Genomic DNA, 21,433 nt, shown 5'->3' on the forward strand with positions numbered 1-21,433 from the left:
AGGCTTTATCATGGCAGTATTATCAATGAAGCAATTACTAGAAGCAGGGGTTCACTTTGGTCACCAAACTCGTCGTTGGAATCCAAAGATGAAGCCATACATTTTTACAGAACGTAACGGTATCTATATTATCGACTTACAAAAGACTGTAAAAATGGTTGATGACGCTTATAACTTTGTCAAGGCTGTTGCCGCTGACGGTGGTGTTTTCTTGTTTGTTGGTACTAAGAAACAAGCACAAGAAGCAATCGCTGAAGAAGCAACTCGCGCTGGTCAATTTTACGTTAACCATCGTTGGTTAGGTGGTACTTTAACTAACTGGAATACCATCCAAAGCCGAATCAAACATTTGAAAGATATCAAAAAGATGAGCGAAGACGGTACTTTCGATCTTTTACCAAAGAAAGAAGTTTCCCTCTTACGTAAGGAACAAGAAAAACTTGAGAAATTCTTAGGCGGTATCGAAGATATGCCTCGGATTCCTGATGTGATGTTCATCGTTGACCCTCGCAAGGAACGGATTGCTGTTAAAGAAGCTCAAAAGCTGAACATTCCAATCGTTGCAATGGTTGATACTAACACTGATCCTGATGATATCGATGTTATCATCCCTTCAAACGATGATGCTATTCGTGCCGTACGTTTGATCACTGCTAAAATGGCTGATGCTGTTATCGAAGGCCGTCAAGGTGAAGACCAAGGCGCTGACGAAGCACAACCAGAACCAGCAGCTAAAGCTGGCGACGAATCAATCGAAGAAATTGCAAATCAAGTTGAAGAATCAACTCCTGACGACGCTGAATAATTTCCCGTCAATGAATTAATTGGCATTCGGAAGAGTTTGAATCAAAACCTGGTTTTGGTGCAAGCTCTTTCTTTGTCAAAATAATGTTTTTAAAAATCTATGCTTAGAATAGCTTAAAGACTGCTGTTCTTCGCAGCTTGGATATAATCGTGCTCAAGGTGACAAATGGCTATGGCTAACTTAATTAATTATCCGATCGGTTACCCCCGCTCAAATAATTAATTGAAGTTAGCCTACGCCAAAAGTTTGTTGTCCGCACAACTTAAATTTTGGAGGTTCTATACATGGCTAAAATTACTGCTGCTCAAGTTAAAGAATTACGTGAAAAAACAAGTGTTGGTATGATGGACGCTAAAAAAGCGCTCGTTGCTACTGACGGTGACATGGAAAAAGCAATTGATGTTTTACGTGAAAAAGGTATGGCAAAAGCTGCTAAGAAGAGTGATCGTGTTGCCGCTGAAGGTTTAGCACAAATCGCTGTTAGCGGTGATACTGCAGCTATTATCGAAGTTAACTCAGAAACTGATTTCGTTGCAACCAATGACAAGTTCACAACCTTAGTTGGTGAAATTGCTGATGCAATTGCTGCTAACAAACCAGCTGATAACGAAGCTGCTTTGGTATTGCCAATTGCTGACGGCACAATTGCTGAACGGATTACTGGTTTAACTGCCGTTATTGGTGAAAAAATCAGCTTACGTCGTTTCCAATTAGTTGAAAAGACTAACAGTCAAAACTTCGGTTCTTACTTACACAATGGTGGCCAAATTGCTGCTTTGGTTGTTATCGAAGGTGCTGACGAAGAAACTGCTCGTGACGTAGCAATGCATGTTGCTGCTATCAATCCTAAGTATGTTTCTCGTGAAGACGTTCCTGCTGAAGTTTTGAATCACGAACGTGAAGTTTTAACTGAAGAAACTAAAAACGAAGGCAAGCCTGAAAAGATTATTGCTAAAATCGTTGAAGGCCGCTTAAACAAATTCTTATCTGAAATCAGCTTGGCTGACCAAGAATTTGTTAAAGATCCTGACCAAACAGTTGCTAAATATGTTGCCAGCAAGAACGGCAAGTTAGTTAGCTTCACTCGTTTTGAAGTTGGCGAAGGTATCGAAAAACAAGCTGATAACTTTGCTGAAGAAGTTATGAGCCAAATCAAAGACTAATTAATGTTATTAAAGGTGAATTGTGGCTGGCTAATGACTAGTTGCAAGCTTATCTTGAAAAGTACAGTCATCCTTATTGGACGGACTGTATTTTTTTAACTCTTTTTCTGGGAGTCACTTACTTGTCACTTTGACTTGTTAAACTGAAATTAAGCATGGAGTAATTGGGTCAAGGAGTGGGTAAAATGGAATTATTACGCGTTAGCAAGTTAAGCAAAGTTTATGGTAGTGGCAGTGCACAGGTGACCGCCTTAGCCGATGTTTCTTTTACGGTCGATCAAGGTGAGTTTGTGGCGATTGTTGGGGCCTCTGGTAGTGGCAAATCAACGCTGCTTCATTTGATCGGTGGTGTGGACCGGCCAACTGAGGGCGCTGTCTTTCTCGATGGTCAAAATATCTTTTCTTTCAGTGATGATCAATTGGCGATTTTTCGGCGGCGTGAAGTAGGCTTGATTTATCAATTCTACAATTTGATCCCTATCTTAAATGTGACGGAAAATATCACTTTGCCATTGGAATTAGATAATCGCCAAGCCGATCCTGAAAAACTGGCTGCTTTGTTAAAAAGGCTGGGGCTAACCAATCGTCGCGAACATTTACCCAATGAATTATCTGGTGGGCAACAACAGCGGGTGTCAATTGGACGGGCCTTGATTACCGAACCAGCATTGTTATTGGCTGACGAACCAACTGGCAATTTAGATTCAGCCACGAGTGCGGAAATTTTGGCGTTGTTGAAGCAGGCCAATCGCGAATATAAACAAACCATCGTGATGATCACCCATGATTTGGAAATTGCTCGTCAAGCTGATCGGGTCATTGAGATTGAGGATGGTCGGATCATTCGGGAGGCCAAATAATGATTTTGAAAAAGTTGGCCCAAAGAGATTTCCAATTAAATCGTAAACGGAGTTGGGGCACCATTATTGGCATTACCCTGTCAGTCGCTTTAATTATGGCGGTGGCCACCATGGTCGCTAGTTTTCGTCAAACCATGATTGATCGCGCCGTTAAAAACGGTGGTTATTATCATTTGGAGTTAATGAATTTGACCGACCGGCAATTGGAGAAAGTTAGTCAAAATCGAGATTTTAAAAAGCCCTTGACCTATGGCTATGTTGGTGTGGCCGAATTTAAACATCATGGTGATCAATATGATGAATCGCCTAATTTAGCGATTTTATCCACCGTCGATGCCAAGCCACAGCAAGTTGGCTATCACTTGTTACAAGGTCGATGGGCGGCTAATAATCACGAAATCGCGGTTAGTCAAGAAACAATTGCCGATTCCAATTATCGCCTTGGTGACTGGCTGGACATTAAAGTGGGTCAGGCGGTTAGTGGTGAAGTCGTCGACGATCCTGGCGATAAAGATGGCACTGGTCGCATCACCCATCCCGCCGAACAGGTTGTTAAAAGCCAACCGGCGCGTTATCAGATTACTGGAATTATTGAACAACCTACCGTCGGTTATCATTATTACGGCTTAACTGCAAGGGCCGCTGTCAATCGAACCAATGCTTACTTGATTTTGCAACAGCCGCGCCACTATCGCCGTGACATTCCGGAAATTCTTGGCTTAGCTTCTTATCGACAGGTTCAGGAATTAAAGAAGAGTCGTTATATGTATGGCGTTAATACTAGCTTGTTGCACTGGCAAGTTTTTGCGTTCTCTGATAGTAATATCCAAAGCCTTCTCTGGGTTTCTGGGGTGGTATTGGCAATTATTTTGCTGACCAGTATTTTCTGTATACGTAATTCCTTTGCTATTGCGACTACTGAGAAAACTAAAATGTATGGCATGTTAGCTAGTGTAGGGGCAACTAAACGCCAAATCCGGCAGACAGTTCTGGCTGAAAGTTTGCTTTTAGGAATCATTGGCATTCCGGCTGGTTTGCTTTTAGGCACGCTTGCGGCCGGCATTTTAGGTCAGGTGATTAATACATTGGGGAGTCAAATTATTTTTCATGATGCGCGCGGTTTTCATTTTAGTTTTTCGTGGTTAGGCTTAGTAGTTGCAATTGTACTCGGCATTTTGACGATTTATTTATCAGCGTTAAGTTCGGCGCGTCGAGCAAGTCGGGTGAGCCCCATCGACCAATTACGAAATCGACAAGCAGTCACTTTGACGGCCAAAAAGTTACGAACACCTAAACGAGTTAAACGTGTTTTTAAAATGGGCGGTGTGATGGCCTATAAGAATTTACGGCGTAGTCGCAAAAAATACCGCACGACTGTAACTTCAATTGCTGTCAGTATTGGGACTTTTATTGCGATGACGGCCTTTATTAACACCGCTTTTGCCACTACTGGCCGCTACTATCAGAATCACGATTATAATTTAATTGTTGATATTGGCAATCAAGGCACCTCGCGGGAGCAGCTTAATGATGTTGCCAGTTTACCGACAGTCAAAAAAATGCGCGCAATTTCAATCATTGACAGAATGAATCAGCTAAAGATTCAGAATCGGCAGCATTTTAATACTAAAAATAAAAGTATTGGCGATGCCAAAGAGTTAAATTTAGATTTAATTGCCGTCGATCATGCTAGTTTCCAGGAATTGGTCAAGCAACAGAAATTGACTCCGGCCAACAGTACGGGCAGTTTATTGTTTGATGAGTCCGATTCTTCCGGCACCGGACATTCCCAGCGTAGTTTTAATTATCAAGCCGGTGACCAAATTGCTGCTAGTTTAAGACATGCTGGTAAAAAGCATCACGTCAAATTTAAATTAGGTGGTGTCTTAAAGTCTGTGCCTAATTGGCTTTATATGGGCAGTTCTGGCACTGTTCTAATCTTGGATCAAGACAAGTATCCGCGAATAAGCGGGCTAAGTTGGTCGCCTAATCAGCTTGTTTTGAAAGCTACCAAAAACGCAGCAACCAGCACAAAAATCAAAAGTATCATTCCCGGGGTATCAATTGAAGATTTTGATGCCCAGGTGAAAGAAGAGCGCGCAATGCGGTTGTTGTTTAGTATCTTTTTGTATGGCTTTATTTTAGTGATTATCTTGATTGGCGTGACCAATATTTTCAATACAATCACCGCTAATATGGAACTGCGCCAACGAGAATTTGCCGTGCTTAAAAGTGTTGGCATGACTAAGAAAGAATTTAATCAATTAATTAATTTAGAAACTTTATTTTATTGTACGAAATCACTTTTAATCGGGATTGCTGGTGGCCTGGTCGGTTCCGCCTTGATTTATATCGGATTTAACGGTAATAGTGCCACACCAGTCAGTTTTCAACTACCAATCAAGGCTATTTTGATTTCGACTGTGGCTGTGTTTGCCTTAGTTTATTTAATCATGCGCTATTCTTTGAATAAAATTAATCGCCAAAATATTATTGAAACGATCCGCCGTGAAAATATTTAGGTCAGGTGCTGGCTAAATTAATTGTGAACGAAATGTTACTGCAATTTACTGGCGTAATCAGTATAATGTGGGGATAAAGTGAGGTGGATCTGATGACAATTTTATTAGTTGAAGATAATCCTAATATTGCTTTAGGTCTGCAATATTCCTTTCAACAAAAAGGATACCAACTGGCAGTTTGTACGAGTTTGCAAGCCAGTCGAGAATATTTGACGACGCAACGGCCACAATTGGTGATTCTTGATGTGATGTTGCCTGATGGCAGTGGGTTTGATCTTTATCAACAGCAATTGCAACCACAAAACTTGCCAACTATTTTTTTAACAGCTCGAGATGATGAGGATGATATTGTTCGCGGTCTAAATTTAGGCGCGGAAGATTATATGACCAAGCCTTTCTCAACTAGAGAGTTGTTAGCGCGCGTTAGTAAATACTTGCGACCAGAGCGCCAACTGATTCAGATTGGGGCTTTCACCTTTGACCAAAATAAGTTAGTGGTGACTGTGGCAGATGCGCCGGTCAATCTGACTAGTTTGGAATTGAAAATCCTCCAATTGTTGCTGCAACATCGTAATCAAGTGGTCACGCGTAATCAGATTATTGAGAAGGTCTGGGAGTGGACTGGTAATGACATTAGTGATAATGCGGTGACCGTCTACCTCAAACGAATTCGTAGTAAAGTTGGCGTCCAGTTGATTAGCACAGTAAAGGGGCAAGGCTATCGCATCGATAGTCAACAATTAAATGAGTCATAGAGTGCAATTTAAAAAAATGTTATTCCGCAGTGCTATAATTTTGGCGCTCACAATTTTGATCTTGGGTTTAAGCTGGTTTTGGCAGCAACAATTATTAACGCGGCAAATGAATCAACAACTTGCCAGTGTCTTAACGGTGGTCAAACAACGTTATCCGCAAGTTTCCAATCATGATTTGGCAACAATTTTAAATCAAACCTCGTCCACCGCAACTTTGTCTTTGCGTGACTATGGTATTAATTTGCAACATGATAATTTGATTCTTGGTTGGCAACAAACTAATCAACAGTTCATCTTCTTGAATTTAGCTTTGGTTGGGTTAGCGTTAATATTATTATTGATTAATTTTTGCCGGTATAATCGTCAAAAAGATCGTGCCTTGCAAGCCATTGTCGCCGATGTGGCAGCGATTAATCGCCATGACTATCGCTTTAAGTTAGCGGACTATGATGAAGATGAGTTGGCAATTTTGAAAAATCAATTGCATAAGACGACGTTGTTGCTCCGAGAAACGGCGGATCATTCGCAACAGGATAAACTTAAATTGAAGCAGTCCTTAGCCGATATTTCCCATCAAATCAAAACACCGATTACTTCAATCGAAATCTTAATCGACAATATTCTTGATAATCCAGAAATGCCGCTGGCAGTGCGGGCTGATTTTTTACAGCGAATTAAACGTGAAGTGACTAGTTTGGATTTTTTGATTGCGGCTTTATTGAAGTTATCGAAATTTGATGCGGCCACGGTCGAGTTCCATGATCAGTCGCGACAATTGGGCCAGATTGTGGCGCAGGCGGTTGAGCGAGTCAGCGTCTTGGCAGATCTGCATGAGATCAATTTCAAAATCAGTGGTCCTGAACCATTAGTGCTTGTGGATGAGAAATGGCAGATTGAAGCGATTGCCAATATTCTGAAGAATTCAATTGAACATTCACCAATTGGTGCCACGATTGAATTGCAGTATGCAGGGAACAAAGTTTATCAATCGTTGGCGATTATTGATCAGGGTAGTGGCATTGCCGCCGCTGATTTGAAACATTTATTTGAGCGGTTTTATGAAACCAAGACGCCAACCAACATGACTAATAATTATGGTATTGGGTTAGCCTTAGCAAAAACGATTATTGAACAAGATCACGGTGATTTGACGGTGCGTTCGCAACTTGGCGTTGGTAGTCAATTTATGATTAAGTACTTTGATCATTAACCGCAAAATTTAGATTCTTGGCATCATTGGGCGTGTGTCAGCGCCGATGATGCTTTTTTTGTTAATTAAGTCTTTGATCGGTCGAACCAGCATAACTTTTTCAAAAATTTTTGATGACATATGGTAGAATGTTATTTAGCAGACTACGGAGGCTAAAAAATTATGGCAAATGTTAAATATAAACGAATCGTATTAAAATTAAGTGGTGAAGCGCTCGCTGGTGAAAAAGGTTTCGGTATTAATCCACCAGTGATCAAAACAATTGCAAAGCAAATCAAAGATGTTCATGATTTAGGCGTTCAAATTGGGATCGTCGTTGGTGGCGGTAATATTTGGCGTGGTGAAACTGGTGCTGAAATGGGTATGGATCGCGCTCAAGCTGATTCCATGGGCATGTTAGCCACTGTGATGAATGGTTTGGCTTTACAAGATGGTTTGGAAAGTTTAGGCGTGGAAGTGCGCGTGCAAACGGCGATTGAAATGCGCCAAGTTGCTGAGCCATACATTCGGCGGCGAGCAATCCGTAATTTAGAGAAAAACCGGGTCGTTATTTTTGCTGGCGGTACTGGTAATCCCTACTTCTCAACTGATTCTGCGGCTGCGTTACGGGCTGCCGAAATTGATGCTGATGTGATTTTAATGGCGAAGAACAATGTTGATGGTGTTTACTCAGCTGATCCTAAATTGGATCCAGAAGCCGTTAAGTTTGACCAATTAACACAATTAGATATTATTAATAAAGGTCTTAATGTGATGGATTCAACGGCAAGCAGTTTGTCGATGGATAATGACATTCCGGTTGTGGTCTTCAATATGAACGAACCTGGTAACATCAAACGCGTTGTTGAAGGCGAAAACATTGGGACAACTATTGAAGGAGGCAAATAACCATGGCAACAAATCCGACAATTGAAAAAGCAAAAGAAACAATGGTGAAATCCGAAGAAGCACTGAAACGGGAACTAGCTAATATTCGGGCTGGTCGCGCTAACGCTTCTTTATTGAATCGTATCAGTGTTGATTACTATGGCGCACCAACGCCTTTGAACCAAATGGCGGCCATTAATGTTCCAGAACCACGGGTTTTAATGATCAAACCTTATGACAAGTCTTCATTAGATAATATTGAAAAAGCAATCTTGGCTTCTGACCTAGGCTTGAACCCAGCCAATGATGGCGATGTGATTCGTTTGGTGATTCCTCAACTAACTGGGGAACGTCGTCAAGAATTAGCTAAAGAAGTCGGCAAGGATGCTGAAGGTGCTAAAATTGCCGTGCGTAATATTCGCCGTGATGCTTTAGAAGTCATTCGTAAACAAGAAAAGAATAGTGAAATTTCTGAAGATGACTTACATGATTTAGAGAATCAATTACAAAAAGTAACTGATGCTTCAATTAAAGCAATTGATGAAATTGCTGCCACTAAATCAAAAGAAATTACTGAAGGTTAAGACCACAAAAAGTCAGGGAGATGATCATTTGACAACAAGTAAGGGACATTTTCCAGAACATATTGCGATTATTATGGATGGCAATGGTCGTTGGGCCAAGGCGCATCACCGACCGCGGGCCTTTGGTCATAAAGCCGGAATGGATAATGTTAAGACCTTAACCAAGGCCGCTAGTCGGATGGGTGTTAAGGTCTTAACACTTTATGCTTTCTCAACGGAGAACTGGAAACGACCAACTGATGAAGTGAATTACTTAATGCAATTACCGATTGACTTCTTCAACACTTTTATCCCCGAATTAATGGCTGAAAACGTTAAAGTTAACGTTATGGGCTTTTTAGAAGAACTTCCTGAGAAGACGCGCAAAGTAACTTATCAGGCCATGGCTGATACTGCCGATAATGATGGCATGATTTTAAATTTTGCGCTTAATTATGGTAGTCGCGCTGAAATTACAGCAGCCGTCCAACAAATTGGTCGGGAAGTGGCTAATCAGGAATTAGCTCCTGATGCAATCAATGAAGAAACGATTAGTCAGCATTTAATGACGACAAGTTTAGGTGCCTTGGCCGATCCAGATTTGTTGATTCGGACCAGTGGCGAGTTAAGACTGTCGAATTTCTTGCTGTGGCAATTAGCCTATAGCGAGTTATATTTCAGTGATGCTTATTGGCCTGATTTCAGCGCTGAAGAATTAGCCGATGCGATTGCGGTTTTTCAAGGCCGCGATCGTCGTTTCGGTGGCTTAACAACAGAAAAAAAGTAGAAGGCAGGAAATATTCATGAGACAACGAGTAATTACGGCGGTTGTCGCTTTAATTATCTTCATTCCGATTATTTTACTAGGTGGCGTTTGGATTGACGTGGCCGCGATCCTTTTGGCAATCATTGGCCTTTCCGAGATTTTCATCATGCGGAAACGGATCATTATTTCGCCAGACTTCTTTATTTCAAGTTTGGGGATCATTGCCTTAGTTTTACCAGATGGGGCCTTTGAACACTTACCGAAATATTTGACTCGATTTGATATTTTTGCCATTGCGATTGCGTTATTGTTGATTGTGACGGTGTTGACTAAGAATCGAACTAATATTGATGATATCGGTATTAACACCTTAGCAATTGTTTATATTGGTAATGGTTTCCATTCATTAGTAGCAGTACGTGGCGCTGCTGATGGTTTAGCTTTGTTAGGTTATATTTTGGTGGTTATTTGGGCCACTGATATTGGCGCCTACTCATTCGGTCGCAAGATTGGTAAGCATAAATTGTGGCCCGCAATTAGTCCTAATAAGACTTGGGAAGGCAGTATCGCCGGCACCTTGTGTGCATTAGTTGGTGCTGCAATTTATCTCTATTTCTTCCCAGTGGGCTATCATAATTATGCCTTAATGTTATTAGTTACCTTGATTTTCTCAATCTTTGGTCAAATGGGTGACTTGGTTGAATCCGCTTATAAGCGGTATTATGGCGTTAAGGATTCTGGCAAAATTTTACCAGGTCACGGCGGCATCTTAGATCGTTTTGATAGTCTTTTGTTTGTCCTACCAATGATGCATTGGTTCGGCTTACTTTAATTGCACCTAACCAATTGTTGAACTACACAGACTGAGGAGTGTTTTCTTGAAAACTGTTATTTCTTTTTTAATCATCTTTAGCATATTAGTTGTAGTTCACGAATTTGGTCATTATTTTGTGGCGCGCAAATCAGGAATTCTGGTTCGTGAATTTGCGATTGGCTTTGGCCCGAAAATGGTTAGTTGGCGGCGCCATCATACTACCTTTACGATTCGTTGGTTGCCAGTTGGTGGCTACGTTCGAATGGCTGGTGCCGAAGATGATGACTCGGCCATCGAGCCAGGGACTATGGGCACAATTCAAGTGAACGATCAGGGCTTAGTGGATCGGATTGATATTAGTGAAGGTAGCGGCAATTTGTCAGGAATTCCTTTACAAATTGGTGAAGCTGATTTAGTTGACCAATTGACTATTTCTGGTAATGAAAATGCTGATCCTGATCAACCCCGTCATTATCAAGTGGATCATGACGCGCTAATTGTGGAACGTGATGGGACTGAAGTACAAATTGCCCCGCGTGATGTGCAATTTCAATCAGCCACAGTTGGTCGACGGATCTTAACTAATTTTGCCGGTCCTTTTAACAACTTTATGTTGGCAATCTTAGGTTTCATGTTGGTCGCATTCTTACAGGGTGGGGTGCCAAGTACCAGCAATCAAATTGGCGCCATCGAACCTAATTCCGTTGCTGCGACTGCCGGTATTCGTCCTAATGATCAAATTATTAAAGTTGATCAAACTAAGACACCTGACTGGAACAGTTTAGTCAGTGCTATTCAGTCAAAGCCCAAGCAAGAAGTTAAGGTTACGATCAAGCGTGGTCAACGACAATTAACGACCAGTCTCACACCTAAGGCGGTCAAAGAATCCGGTAAATCTTACGGTCAGATTGGCATTATGACGAAAGTTGATCATTCAATTATCGGCAAAGTGAAGTATGGTTTTACCGCTACTTGGTCAATGGGAAGTCAAATTTTAAAAGTCTTGGGGTCATTTTTCACTGGCGGCTTTAGCTTGAATAAGCTGTCTGGCCCAGTGGGAATTTTCAAGAGTACTTCTCAAGTGGTTGGGGCTGGCTTTACTAATATCGTCTGGTTCTTAGCTATGTTGTCAGTTAACTTGGGCTTAGTTAACTTAGTGCCGATTCCCGGCTTAGATGGCGGCAAGATCTTATTAAACTTGATTGAAGTCATTCGGCGTAAGCCAATTCCAGCTGACAAGGAAGGAATTGTGACTTTAATTGGCGCTGGCTTTTTAGTGCTGTTAATGGTTGCCGTTACTTGGAACGATATTGTCCGTTATTTTATTAAGTAATCGAGTTTTATCACAGTAGGCACGCTGCTACTGTACATAGTATTTGGGTCAGTTTGACTTATTTGGAGGAATTATTCAGTATGAAACAATCACAAATGTTTATCCCAACTTTAAAAGAAAATCCTGCTGATGCGGAGGCGCGCAGTCATCAATTAATGCTACGTGCTGGTTATATTCGTCAAACTTCAGCTGGTATTTATTCATATTTACCTTTAGCAGTTCGTGTTTTACAAAAAATTGAAGGTATCATCCGCGAGACAATCAATGAAACTGGAGCCGTTGAAGTTTCCTTACCAGAAATCATTCCGGCTGACTTGTGGCGCGAAAGTGGTCGCTATGCAACTTATGGCGAAAACTTATTCAAATTAAAGGACCGGCATGATCGTGATTTCGTCTTAGGACCAACTCACGAGGAAACGGTCACTGATTTAGTGCGTCATGAAATTCGTTCATACAAGAAATTGCCCTTAACCTTATACCAAATGAAGACGAAGTTCCGTGATGAAGATCGTCCTCGTTATGGTTTGTTACGTGGTCGTGAATTCATTATGTACGACGCTTATTCATTCTCGGCTAATGCTGAACAATTAGACGATATTTTCAATAAACAAGAGGCCGCTTATCGGGCGATTTTTGATCGGGTCGGTTTAAACTACCGCATGATTATTGGTGATGCTGGGGCCATGGGTGGTAACGATTCCCGTGAATTCTCCGCAATTGCTGAAATTGGTGAAGATACCATTGCTTATAGCGACAATAATGCCTATGCTGCTAACTTGGAAATGGCCAAGAATCAGGATGACTACATTCCTGTTCAAGAACAAGCTGCTGAACTAACGAAAGTTGCCACGCCAAATGTTGGTAGTATTGAAGATGTAGCTAATTTCTTAAGCGTTGCACCACAGAAATTGATCAAGAGTGTGCTGTTCATGGCTGATGGCGAACCTGTTTTGGCTTTGATCCGTGGCGATTATGAAATCAATGATGTGAAACTCAAGAACTTCTTGCAAGCTGACGAATTAGCTTTAGCTTCTGAAGCTGAAGTGAAGGAATGGTTAAACGCGCCAGTTGGTTCAGTCGGACCCGTTAAAATCAATGATAAAATTCGTTTAGTAGCTGATGAGACGGTCACTAAGTTAACGAATGCTGTCACCGGTGCCAACGAAGCTGAACATCATTTCTTAAATGTTAATCCTGGTCGTGATTTTGAAGTGCCTGCTGATCAAGTGACTGATTTACGAGTTGTACGTGAAGGTGATTTAGCCTTAGATGGCAAGAGTCGTTTACACTTCACTCGCGGGATCGAAATTGGCCATATCTTTAAGTTGGGTACGCGCTATACTAAGGCGTTCCAAGCAACTTTCCTAGATGAAAATGGTCGTGAACAACCATTGATCATGGGCTGTTACGGGATTGGTGTTTCGCGGTTACTTTCAGCAATTATTGAACAACATTCTGATGACCATGGGATTATTTGGCCTCGCAGTGTGGCACCATTTGATGTTCATTTAATTCCGGTCAATGTCAAGAAGCAAGAACAACTTGATTTAACAGCTGAACTAGAAACAGTGCTTCGTGATGCTGGCTATACTTATTTGACTGATGATCGTAATGAACGTGCAGGTGTGAAGTTTGCTGATAGCGACTTGATTGGCTTGCCATTGCGGATTACTGTCGGTAAGAAAGCTGCTGATGGTATTGTTGAAGTGCAATTACGGGCAACTGGTGAGAAACTTGAAGTGAAAAAAGAAGATTTAGTGAACGTGATTCAAATCCTCTTGGCAAAAACAGAAGCATAGTTTTAACTCTTGAGTTTGGACCAGTTTTTTCGTCCAAACTCACTTTTTTAGCTGGAAATGGGTTTTTAGTAGTAAAGGAGTAAATCATTTGGCAGAAACAGATTTAATGGCGACGCTTTTAGAACAGATTAAGTGGCCTGAGGAACAGCAACATTTCTTTGCAAATGGCGTCTTACAACAACTGACGGTTCATGAAGCTTCGAAACGGTGGACCTTTGCTTTGGAGTTGGCCCAAATTCTTCCCTATGATGTCTTTCAACAATTCCTACAGCAATTAACCACGACTTTCACTGACATTGCCACCGTGGAAGTGCAGCTCAAAGTTACCAAGCCACAAGTCACCCAACAATTGATCAATGATTACTGGGTCTATGTGCTCAGTCAAACCGGTATCAAATCACCAATGATCAATGAAGTTTGTCAGAATCAAGTGCCCGAATTAGTTGATCAACGCTTAATTCTCAATGTGGATAATGAAATTGTGAAGAGTTTTGTTGAGAAACAGGCCTTAGGACCAATTCAGGAGTCGTTTGAACGAATCGGTTTTCCGGCGATGAATTTTAAGATTGAGCTGGATGATTCAAATGTGCAAGAAAAAATTGATGATTTAAAAGCCAAACGCGCCAAACGCGACCAAGAAATTGCCAAAAAAGCGGCCACGGTGATTGCCGAAAAGAAACAGCAACAACAGGCGCAAGCAAGTCAAGGTGATGCACCAACAGAAGCAGTGCTGGGTGGCGGGGTAAATCCGAAATCACCGTTGATTACTTTAGACCAAATTGATCAAGAGGAACGATCAGTTTATGTCCAAGGCTATGTCTTTAATAGTGAAATTCGGACTTTTAATTCGGGCCGTTCGTTGTTAACTTTGGAAATCACCGACTATACGTCTTCAATTATGATTAAGGTTTTCTCACGTAAACGTGGGGATGACGCGGCGGTTTTTGAGTTGTTCCAAAAAGGTATTTGGGTGCGGGCCCAAGGTAGTGTCCAAAACGACCAATTTACCCATGAATTAGTTTTAAATGCTAATGAAATGGAAGAATTTCATCATCCTGAGCCTGCAGAAACTTACCAAGGCGAACAAAAGCGGGTCGAACTGCATTTGCACACCAATATGAGTCAAATGGACGCCACCAACAGTATTGGCGATTTTGTGAAACGAGCTAAATCGTGGGGCCAAACTGCGATTGCCCTAACTGATCATGTTGGTGCCCAATCATTTCCTGATGCCCATGCAGCCAGCCAAAAAGCAGGTCTTAAAATGCTTTATGGTGTTGAGGTCAATTTAGTTGATGATGGTAACAACATTGCTTACAATTTGCGCGATGAAGTTGCCGATGGCGGCGAATATGTGGTTTTTGATGTGGAGACAACTGGATTGTCAGCTGTTTACGATACCGTGATTGAAATCGGTGCCGTCAAAATGAAAGAGGGACAAGTGCTGGAACGGTATGATCGGTTTATTAATCCGGGTCATCCCTTATCAGCAACCACAATCAACTTGACCAATATTACTGATGAAATGGTCCAGAGCGGTGAAGATGAAGCGACCACCATTAAAGAATTTATGGATTTTGTGGGTGATGATGTGGTTGTTGGGCATAATGTCACCTTCGATATTGGCTTCATGAATGCTGCCTTAAGCCGCTTAGGTCGTTCTTCAGTGCATAATCCGATTATTGATACCTTGGAAATGTCGCGAACGCTCCATCCGGAAAATGCCAATCATAAATTGGATACTTTAGCGAAACGCTACAACATTGTCTTGGAACATCATCATCGGGCTGATGCCGATGCTGAAGCAACTGGTCTGTTGTATTATGCGCTGCTGAAAGAATTAGAAGACAAATTTGGGACCACCAATATTAATCAGTTAAACGATCATGTCGGTGATGGCTCAGCTTATCGTTTGTCGCGGCCTCATCATGCAATTTTAATTGCCCAAACGCAGCCTGGCTTAAAGAATTTATTTAAAATCATTTCCGATTCAATGGTCAAGTATTTCTACCGAGTAGCGCGGGTACCTAAGTCGTTACTGAATGAATATCGCGAAGGCATTATTGTTGGTTCCGCTTGTGATTCTGGTGAGGTTTTCACTAGCATGATGCAGAAGGGTTACGAAGAAGCGCGTCAGAAGGCTAACTACTACGATTATTTGGAGATTATGCCGAAAGCCGTTTATCAGCCCTTGATTCAGAAAGAATTAATTAATGATGACGCCGCTTTGGAAGATATTATTAAAAATATCGTCAAGCTGGGCGAAGATCTGAATAAGCCGGTGGTGGCTACTGGGGATGTGCATTATCTTGATCCTCACGATGCAATTTATCGGGAAATTTTAATTCGTGCTGATAAAAGTAATCCGTTGAGTCGTCAATTATTACCAGACGTCCATTTCCGGTCCACAGCCGAAATGCTTGAAGATTTTGCTTACTTAGGTGCTGATAAGGCTAAAGAAGTGGTCATCACCAATAGTAATAAAATTGCTGATACCGTTGATGGCAACATTACGCCAGTGAAAGACAAACTTTATACCCCCCACATGCCTGGGGCCGAAGAAGAAATTCGCTCCTTGGCAATGAATAAGGCCTATAGTCTGTACGGCAATCCTTTACCACAGCTGGTTAAAGACCGGGTTGAAAAGGAACTGAAATCGATTATTGGTAATGGTTTCTCAGTTATTTATTTAATTGCGCAAAAATTGGTGTTTAAGAGTCGTAAAGACGGCTATTTAGTTGGTTCCCGGGGTTCAGTTGGTTCCAGCTTCGTCGCTACTATGACCGGGATCACTGAGGTTAATCCCTTGCCACCGCATTATCGTTGTGCCAAATGTCAATACAGCGAATTCTTCACTAAGGGCGAATACGGTTCTGGTTTTGACTTACCTGACAAGAATTGCCCTAATTGTGGTGCTGAGTTAGTTAAAGACGGTCATGATATTCCTTTCGAAACTTTCTTAGGGTTCAAAGGGGACAAGGTTCCGGATATTGATCTGAATTTCTCTGGGGACTATCAGCCAATCGCCCATAACTATACTAAGGTTTTGTTCGGTGAGAAGTTTGTTTTTCGGGCTGGTACAATTGGTACCGTGGCTGATCGAACGGCTTATGGTTACGTGAAACATTATGAAGAAGTCAACGACCGTCATTTCCGCGGGGCCGAGCTTGATCGTTTAGCTTCTGGTGCGACGGGGGTTAAACGGACGACAGGCCAACATCCGGCCGGCATTATTGTTGTGCCTGATGATATGGACATTTATGATTTCACGCCGATTCAATTCCCGGCCAATAAAACTGATGCCGCTTGGAAAACGACCCATTTTGATTTCCATTCGATTCATGATAATATTTTAAAACTTGATATTCTGGGACATGATGATCCCACGATGATCCGGATGCTTCAAGATTTGTCCGGTGTCGATCCGGTTACCATTCCCACTGATGATCCGCAAGTGATGTCGTTATTCTCGGGCACTGATGCGTTAGGGGTCACGCCAGAACAAATCAATTCTAAAACCGGTACCTTAGGCGTGCCGGAATTCGGGACTGCCTTTGTTCGGGGCATGCTTGAAGAAACCCATCCAAGTACTTTCGCGGAATTATTGCAGATTTCTGGTTTGTCTCATGGGACCGATGTTTGGTTAGGCAACGCCGAAGAATTAATTCAACAAGGCGTGGTTACTCTGAAAGACGTTATTGGTTGTCGGGATAACATCATGATGGATTTAATTCATTGGGATGTTGATTCGCAGCTAAGTTTCCAAATCATGGAACATGTCCGTAAGGGGCGCGGAATTCCTGACGAATGGCAGGAGACTTTGCGGGCCAATGAGAATGTACCTGATTGGTATATTGATTCTTGCTTGAAAATCAAGTATATGTTCCCGAAGGCCCATGCCACAGCCTATATTTTAATGGCCTTACGAATTGCTTATTTCAAAGTCTATTTCCCAATCATTTATTACACTTCTTACTTCAGTGTGCGGGCTGACGATTATGATTTGGTGGCCATGAGTCATGGTAAAGAAGCCGTCAAAGCTCGAATGAAAGAATTGACTGATGAGATTAATGAAAAGGGTAAAGGCCGCGCCGTTAAACAAGCTAACTTGTTAACCGTTTTGGAATTGGCCAATGAATGTTTGGAACGTGGGATTGAAATCAAAATGGTCGATATTGAGAAGTCTGATTCCGATGATTTCCAAATTATTGATGATCACACGATTTTGGCACCATTTAAAGCCATTCCTGGGTTAGGTGCCAACGTTGCCAAACAAATTGTGGCGGCACGTGCTGAACGGCCATTCTTGTCAAAGGAAGATTTGGCGACTCGTGGTAAAGTGTCGAAGACCTTGATCGATTATTTGACTTTGAATGGTGTGCTTGACGATTTACCAGATCAGAATCAATTATCGTTGTTCTAATCAATTTAATTTTGGTCGTTCCTTAGTCAGTAACGACAGGGGCCTAGCGATTTAGAGAGCGTGGAACGCCGTGGCCGTCGATTTGAAACTAAACTGGTTTTGGGCAAAGTAGTGGACAACTCCGTTGCGGCCGGCGGGTTGTGGAACGCTGTCGACACTGATTGAAGCCTTTCTTCGAAAGTCTCCAATACAGGTCTTCTTCTAAGTGGCCTGCCACTAAGAAGAATTTGGCGGCTGACAACCCGGCAGCCTCCACTGCGTTTTGAGTTTGTTTAGACCACTTCAGAAATGAATGATATCAAGGCAGTATTGATGAAGTTAGACGCTAATCACCAGCAAACGTCTGGTGAAGCAAACAAAACTGAGCATCACTAGTTAGAAAAAGATTTAAGCAAACTAATTAGGTCTGTTTGACACGCTTTCTGGAAATCAGAAACAGTCAGACAGACTTTTGTGTGTATTACTATTTAGTTTGACAACAATCCGAATCGAATTGATCTATCCCACTACAATTGTCTTAAGCACTAACAAAGTTAAAGTGAACCACCTCAACTCCGGACGGAATGGAGGGCGTGGTTGTCAGCCGCCAAATTATACTTAGCGATTTATCGCTTAGTATAAGGCTCGTATTTGAAACAATTTGGTTTGTAATTGGTTCAAATCGATGCCGGCAGCGTTCCACAACCAGCAAGCCCGGAATGGAGTCAGAACGGATTCTGTTTAAACCACTTTGCTAAACTTGTACTTGCGAGGTTGAAACGTGTTCGGAGCGACAAATGGCTAGGCCTAATTTAAATATTCACACGATCTGGTTGGTACCAGCTCATGTAAATATTTGAAATTATGCTACGCGTCATCCCTCACACTCTACTAAACGTGTTCGGAGCTGCAGCATGCTATGGCTAACTTAAATATTTCAATGATCGGTTAAAACCGCTCATCAAAATATTTGAAGTTATCCTACGCACGCTCCCGCAACTCCTCACACTCTTTGGTAGTTGGCAGTTTTCAGAAACTATGCTATAATAAGTTCATGAATTGGTTCGAGTGAGCAGAGATGCTCACTCTTTTTATTGACCGATTTCCTGAAAGGAGGTTTAGTCTTGAGTTCAGTCATAGAAACCGTTCGGTCGCTCGTTATGCCGATTCTCAATGCTAACCATTTTCAATTAGTAGATATTGAATACCAAAAAGAAGGTCAAAGCTGGTACTTGCGGCTTTATATTGATAAACCAGGTGGAATTGATATTGAAGAGTGTGTCACTGTTAGTGATGCGCTTAGTGAAAAACTTGATTCCTTAGATCCTGATCCTATCCCTCAAGCTTATTTCTTAGAGGTGTCGTCCCCAGGTGCGGAGCGGCCACTGAAGAATGAGCAGGACTATCAGAATGCTATCAATCAATATATCCATGTTTCCCTTTATCAAGCAATTGACAAGCGGAAGGTCTTTGAGGGCCATCTGCGCGAATTATCAGATCAAGAATTGAAACTGGAGTATCGTGATCGTGGCCGCGTTAAAAATGTCGTTATTCCGCGGACAAATATTGCACAAGCACGATTAGCGATTGAATTTTAACAAGGAGACATCGCATTATGAACGAAGAAATGCTCGGTGCGTTAGACGCACTGGAAAAAGAGAAAGGCATCAAAAAAGAAGTTGTCATTGAAGCGATTCAAGCAGCTTTGATTTCAGCTTACAAGCGTAATTATGGCCAAGCTCAGAACGTTGATGTGGAATTTGATCAACAGTCTGGCAATATCCATGTTTATGCCGTTAAAAAAGTGGTTGATGAAGTGGCTGATGATCGTTTAGAAATCAGTTTAACTGATGCTTTGAAGATCAATCGTGCTTATGAAGTTGGTGACGATATCAAACGCGAAGTGACACCAAAGAATTTTGGTCGAATTTCTGCGCAAACTGCTAAACAAGTCATTATGCAACGGTTACGTGAAGCAGAGCGCTCTAAGATTTTCAACGAATATACCCAATATGAACATGAAATTATTCAAGGAACTGTTTTGCGGCGTGACAATAAGTTCATCTATGTTGACTTAGGTGACATTGAAGCAGTCATGAGTAAGCAAGACCAAATTCCTAATGAAGATTATCAAGTTCATGACAAAATCAAAGTTTTTGTCAGCAAAGTTGAAAACACCACTAAGGGCCCACAAGTTTTTGTTTCACGGACTAATCCTGAGCTCGTTAAACGCTTGTTTGAACAGGAAATTCCTGAAGTTTATGATGGCACCGTTGAGCTAGTATCAATTGCTCGCGAAGCTGGTGACCGTTCGAAAGTTGCGGTTCGTTCAATGAATCCTAACGTCGATCCCGTCGGCACTTGCGTTGGTCCTAAAGGACAGCGAGTTCAGGCAATCGTCAACGAATTAAACGGCGAAAACATGGATATCGTCAAGTGGGAAGAAGATCCATCTGACTATATTGCTAATGCGTTAAATCCGGCTGAAGTGATTGCCGTTCAATTCGATCAGGACAAGCGGGAATGCATGGTGATTGTACCAGATTATCAATTGTCATTAGCAATTGGTAAGCGTGGTCAAAATGCTCGCTTAGCTGCAAAATTAACTGGGTTTAAGATTGATATTAAACCAGAATCAGAAGTTGAGTTTGTCAGTGATGATGACGACACAGCCAATGATCCGACTGACGCAGATTCATCTGATAATCAAAATGATGGTGCAACCACTACAACTGATTCTGAAGAATAGTGGGTGAGAAACAAATGAAAAAACGTAAAATTCCCATGCGGCGTGATATTTTAACCAATGAAATGCGTCCTAAAAAAGAATTGATCCGCGTTGTCCGTAATAGTGATGGTGAAATTAGTCTCGATCCAACTGGTAAAAAACCAGGTCGTGGTGCTTACGTTTCCCTTGATCCAGAAGCGGTTCAACAAGCAAAGGCCAAACATCTGCTCGACAAGACTTTTGGTCAGAGTATCAATGCTGAATTTTATGATGAGCTTTATGCTTACGTTGATCATCAGAAGGCTCGTCAAGAATTATTTGGTGATCAAGGATGACCACAGGAATGAATCCACAACAACAAATTTTGCAACGATTGGGCTTAGCTCGTCGGGCGCAAAAATTAGTTTTGGGTGAAGAGTTTGTGGTAGCCGCAGCACAGAAGCAACAATTAGCGCTAATTTTCTTAGCGAGTGATACTGGAACAAATACGAATAAACGAATTAAAAACAAAGCAAATTTCTATCAGATTCCCTTGATTGAAATTTTCACTGCAGAGCAATTATCACAAGCAATCGGCCAAGCGCGCAAAGTTATTGGCGTGACTGATGCCGGATTTGCTAAAGGTATGGTGAGTTTGATGCAGTAGTTGAGGAGTGTGAAATATGGGGAAAACACGCGTATATGAATTAGCGAAGGAACTTAATATTCCAAGTAAATCCGTGATTAATGAGGCAAAAGCTTTAGGAATCGAATTGAAGAACCACATGTCGACTTTAGATGATCAGCAAGTTGGTCAAGTTAAGGGTCATTTGTCAGGTGCTGCTACCAGCACTGCTAAGAAGCCTG

At 41.8% G+C, this 21,433-nt stretch carries 18 protein-coding genes and 1 pseudogene; all 19 read left to right on the forward strand.

The window, feature by feature from the left end; genetic code table 11:
* Positions 1 to 10 precede the first annotated feature (10 nt).
* Complete coding sequence (gene rpsB / locus EKM82_RS00055) at positions 11 to 805, forward strand: 30S ribosomal protein S2 (RefSeq protein ID WP_125648708.1); 795 nt, start codon at positions 11 to 13, stop codon at positions 803 to 805.
* Between the two features lie 284 nt (positions 806 to 1,089).
* Complete coding sequence (tsf, locus tag EKM82_RS00060; RefSeq protein WP_125766292.1) at positions 1,090 to 1,968, forward strand: translation elongation factor Ts; 879 nt, start codon at positions 1,090 to 1,092, stop codon at positions 1,966 to 1,968.
* 185 nt (positions 1,969 to 2,153) lie between these two features.
* Positions 2,154 to 2,828, forward strand: a complete 675-nt coding sequence (locus EKM82_RS00065; RefSeq protein WP_125766293.1) for an ABC transporter ATP-binding protein — start codon at positions 2,154 to 2,156, stop codon at positions 2,826 to 2,828.
* A complete protein-coding gene (locus EKM82_RS00070) occupies positions 2,828 to 5,350 on the forward strand; it encodes an ABC transporter permease (RefSeq protein WP_125766294.1) in 2,523 nt (840 codons plus the stop codon). The genes EKM82_RS00065 and EKM82_RS00070 overlap by 1 nt, the downstream gene beginning before the upstream one ends.
* 92 nt (positions 5,351 to 5,442) lie before the next feature.
* On the forward strand, positions 5,443 to 6,105 hold the full coding sequence (locus tag EKM82_RS00075; RefSeq protein WP_125766295.1) for a response regulator transcription factor: 663 nt from the start codon (positions 5,443 to 5,445) through the stop codon (positions 6,103 to 6,105).
* A 1-nt stretch (position 6,106) separates the two neighbouring features.
* Positions 6,107 to 7,315, forward strand: a complete 1,209-nt coding sequence (locus tag EKM82_RS00080; RefSeq protein ID WP_164508008.1) for a sensor histidine kinase — start codon at positions 6,107 to 6,109, stop codon at positions 7,313 to 7,315.
* Between the two features lie 162 nt (positions 7,316 to 7,477).
* Positions 7,478 to 8,203 carry a UMP kinase gene (gene pyrH / locus EKM82_RS00085; RefSeq protein ID WP_125766297.1) on the forward strand — a complete coding sequence of 242 codons (726 nt, stop codon included), beginning with the start codon at positions 7,478 to 7,480 and terminating at the stop codon, positions 8,201 to 8,203.
* Between the two features lie 2 nt (positions 8,204 to 8,205).
* Positions 8,206 to 8,766, forward strand: coding sequence for a ribosome recycling factor (gene frr / locus EKM82_RS00090; protein WP_125766298.1), 561 nt, complete (start codon positions 8,206 to 8,208; stop codon positions 8,764 to 8,766).
* The gene (locus EKM82_RS00095) at positions 8,723 to 9,532 is read left to right on the forward strand and encodes an isoprenyl transferase (protein WP_125766654.1); all 810 of its coding nucleotides are present in this window, start codon (positions 8,723 to 8,725) and stop codon (positions 9,530 to 9,532) included. The genes frr and EKM82_RS00095 overlap by 44 nt, the downstream gene beginning before the upstream one ends.
* Before the next feature lie 16 nt (positions 9,533 to 9,548).
* Positions 9,549 to 10,343: a phosphatidate cytidylyltransferase gene (locus EKM82_RS00100; protein ID WP_125766299.1), complete on the forward strand. Its 795-nt coding sequence runs from the start codon at positions 9,549 to 9,551 to the stop codon at positions 10,341 to 10,343.
* A 46-nt stretch (positions 10,344 to 10,389) separates the two neighbouring features.
* The gene (gene rseP, locus EKM82_RS00105) at positions 10,390 to 11,658 is read left to right on the forward strand and encodes an RIP metalloprotease RseP (RefSeq protein ID WP_125766300.1); all 1,269 of its coding nucleotides are present in this window, start codon (positions 10,390 to 10,392) and stop codon (positions 11,656 to 11,658) included.
* 80 nt (positions 11,659 to 11,738) lie between these two features.
* The gene (locus EKM82_RS00110; RefSeq protein ID WP_125766301.1) at positions 11,739 to 13,457 is read left to right on the forward strand and encodes a proline--tRNA ligase; all 1,719 of its coding nucleotides are present in this window, start codon (positions 11,739 to 11,741) and stop codon (positions 13,455 to 13,457) included.
* Positions 13,458 to 13,563: 106 nt separating this feature from the next.
* Positions 13,564 to 17,880 (forward strand): PolC-type DNA polymerase III, encoded by a 4,317-nt coding sequence (locus EKM82_RS00115; protein ID WP_125766655.1) that lies wholly within the window; start codon positions 13,564 to 13,566, stop codon positions 17,878 to 17,880.
* Positions 17,881 to 18,443: 563 nt separating this feature from the next.
* On the forward strand, positions 18,444 to 18,617 hold the full coding sequence (locus tag EKM82_RS11105; RefSeq protein WP_164508009.1) for a hypothetical protein: 174 nt from the start codon (positions 18,444 to 18,446) through the stop codon (positions 18,615 to 18,617).
* A 366-nt stretch (positions 18,618 to 18,983) separates the two neighbouring features.
* Positions 18,984 to 19,457 carry a ribosome maturation factor RimP gene (rimP, locus tag EKM82_RS00120; protein WP_125766302.1) on the forward strand — a complete coding sequence of 158 codons (474 nt, stop codon included), beginning with the start codon at positions 18,984 to 18,986 and terminating at the stop codon, positions 19,455 to 19,457.
* A 17-nt stretch (positions 19,458 to 19,474) separates the two neighbouring features.
* The gene (gene nusA, locus EKM82_RS00125) at positions 19,475 to 20,608 is read left to right on the forward strand and encodes a transcription termination factor NusA (protein WP_125766303.1); all 1,134 of its coding nucleotides are present in this window, start codon (positions 19,475 to 19,477) and stop codon (positions 20,606 to 20,608) included.
* A 14-nt stretch (positions 20,609 to 20,622) separates the two neighbouring features.
* Positions 20,623 to 20,922, forward strand: coding sequence for an RNase P modulator RnpM (rnpM, locus tag EKM82_RS00130; protein WP_125766304.1), 300 nt, complete (start codon positions 20,623 to 20,625; stop codon positions 20,920 to 20,922).
* A gap of 8 nt (positions 20,923 to 20,930) precedes the next feature.
* The gene (locus EKM82_RS00135) at positions 20,931 to 21,233 is read left to right on the forward strand and encodes a YlxQ-related RNA-binding protein (RefSeq protein WP_125766305.1); all 303 of its coding nucleotides are present in this window, start codon (positions 20,931 to 20,933) and stop codon (positions 21,231 to 21,233) included.
* A 16-nt stretch (positions 21,234 to 21,249) separates the two neighbouring features.
* A pseudogene (locus tag EKM82_RS11990) lies at positions 21,250 to 21,387 on the forward strand (translation initiation factor IF-2 N-terminal domain-containing protein); the annotation flags it as partial.
* Between the last annotated feature and the right edge of the window lie 46 nt (positions 21,388 to 21,433).

The sequence above is a fragment of the Lapidilactobacillus wuchangensis genome, from assembly GCF_003946645.1.
Classification (GTDB): Bacteria; Bacillota; Bacilli; order Lactobacillales; family Lactobacillaceae; genus Lapidilactobacillus; species Lapidilactobacillus wuchangensis.

Bases quoted from the DNA above. Each gene is read 5' to 3' on its own strand.
- EKM82_RS00070 (WP_125766294.1), top strand. From the start codon at position 2,828: ATGATTTTGAAAAAGTTGGCCCAAAGAGATTTCCAATTAAATCGTAAA.
- rpsB (WP_125648708.1), top strand. From the start codon at position 11: ATGGCAGTATTATCAATGAAGCAATTACTAGAAGCAGGGGTTCACTTT.
- EKM82_RS00115 (WP_125766655.1), top strand. From the start codon at position 13,564: ATGGCGACGCTTTTAGAACAGATTAAGTGGCCTGAGGAACAGCAACAT.
- rnpM (WP_125766304.1), top strand. From the start codon at position 20,623: ATGAAAAAACGTAAAATTCCCATGCGGCGTGATATTTTAACCAATGAA.
- EKM82_RS00100 (WP_125766299.1), top strand. From the start codon at position 9,549: ATGAGACAACGAGTAATTACGGCGGTTGTCGCTTTAATTATCTTCATT.
- EKM82_RS00110 (WP_125766301.1), top strand. From the start codon at position 11,739: ATGAAACAATCACAAATGTTTATCCCAACTTTAAAAGAAAATCCTGCT.
- pyrH (WP_125766297.1), top strand. From the start codon at position 7,478: ATGGCAAATGTTAAATATAAACGAATCGTATTAAAATTAAGTGGTGAA.
- tsf (WP_125766292.1), top strand. From the start codon at position 1,090: ATGGCTAAAATTACTGCTGCTCAAGTTAAAGAATTACGTGAAAAAACA.
- EKM82_RS00075 (WP_125766295.1), top strand. From the start codon at position 5,443: ATGACAATTTTATTAGTTGAAGATAATCCTAATATTGCTTTAGGTCTG.
- EKM82_RS00135 (WP_125766305.1), top strand. From the start codon at position 20,931: ATGAATCCACAACAACAAATTTTGCAACGATTGGGCTTAGCTCGTCGG.
- EKM82_RS11105 (WP_164508009.1), top strand. From the start codon at position 18,444: ATGGAGGGCGTGGTTGTCAGCCGCCAAATTATACTTAGCGATTTATCG.
- nusA (WP_125766303.1), top strand. From the start codon at position 19,475: ATGAACGAAGAAATGCTCGGTGCGTTAGACGCACTGGAAAAAGAGAAA.
- EKM82_RS00065 (WP_125766293.1), top strand. From the start codon at position 2,154: ATGGAATTATTACGCGTTAGCAAGTTAAGCAAAGTTTATGGTAGTGGC.
- EKM82_RS00095 (WP_125766654.1), top strand. From the start codon at position 8,723: ATGAAATTGCTGCCACTAAATCAAAAGAAATTACTGAAGGTTAAGACC.
- frr (WP_125766298.1), top strand. From the start codon at position 8,206: ATGGCAACAAATCCGACAATTGAAAAAGCAAAAGAAACAATGGTGAAA.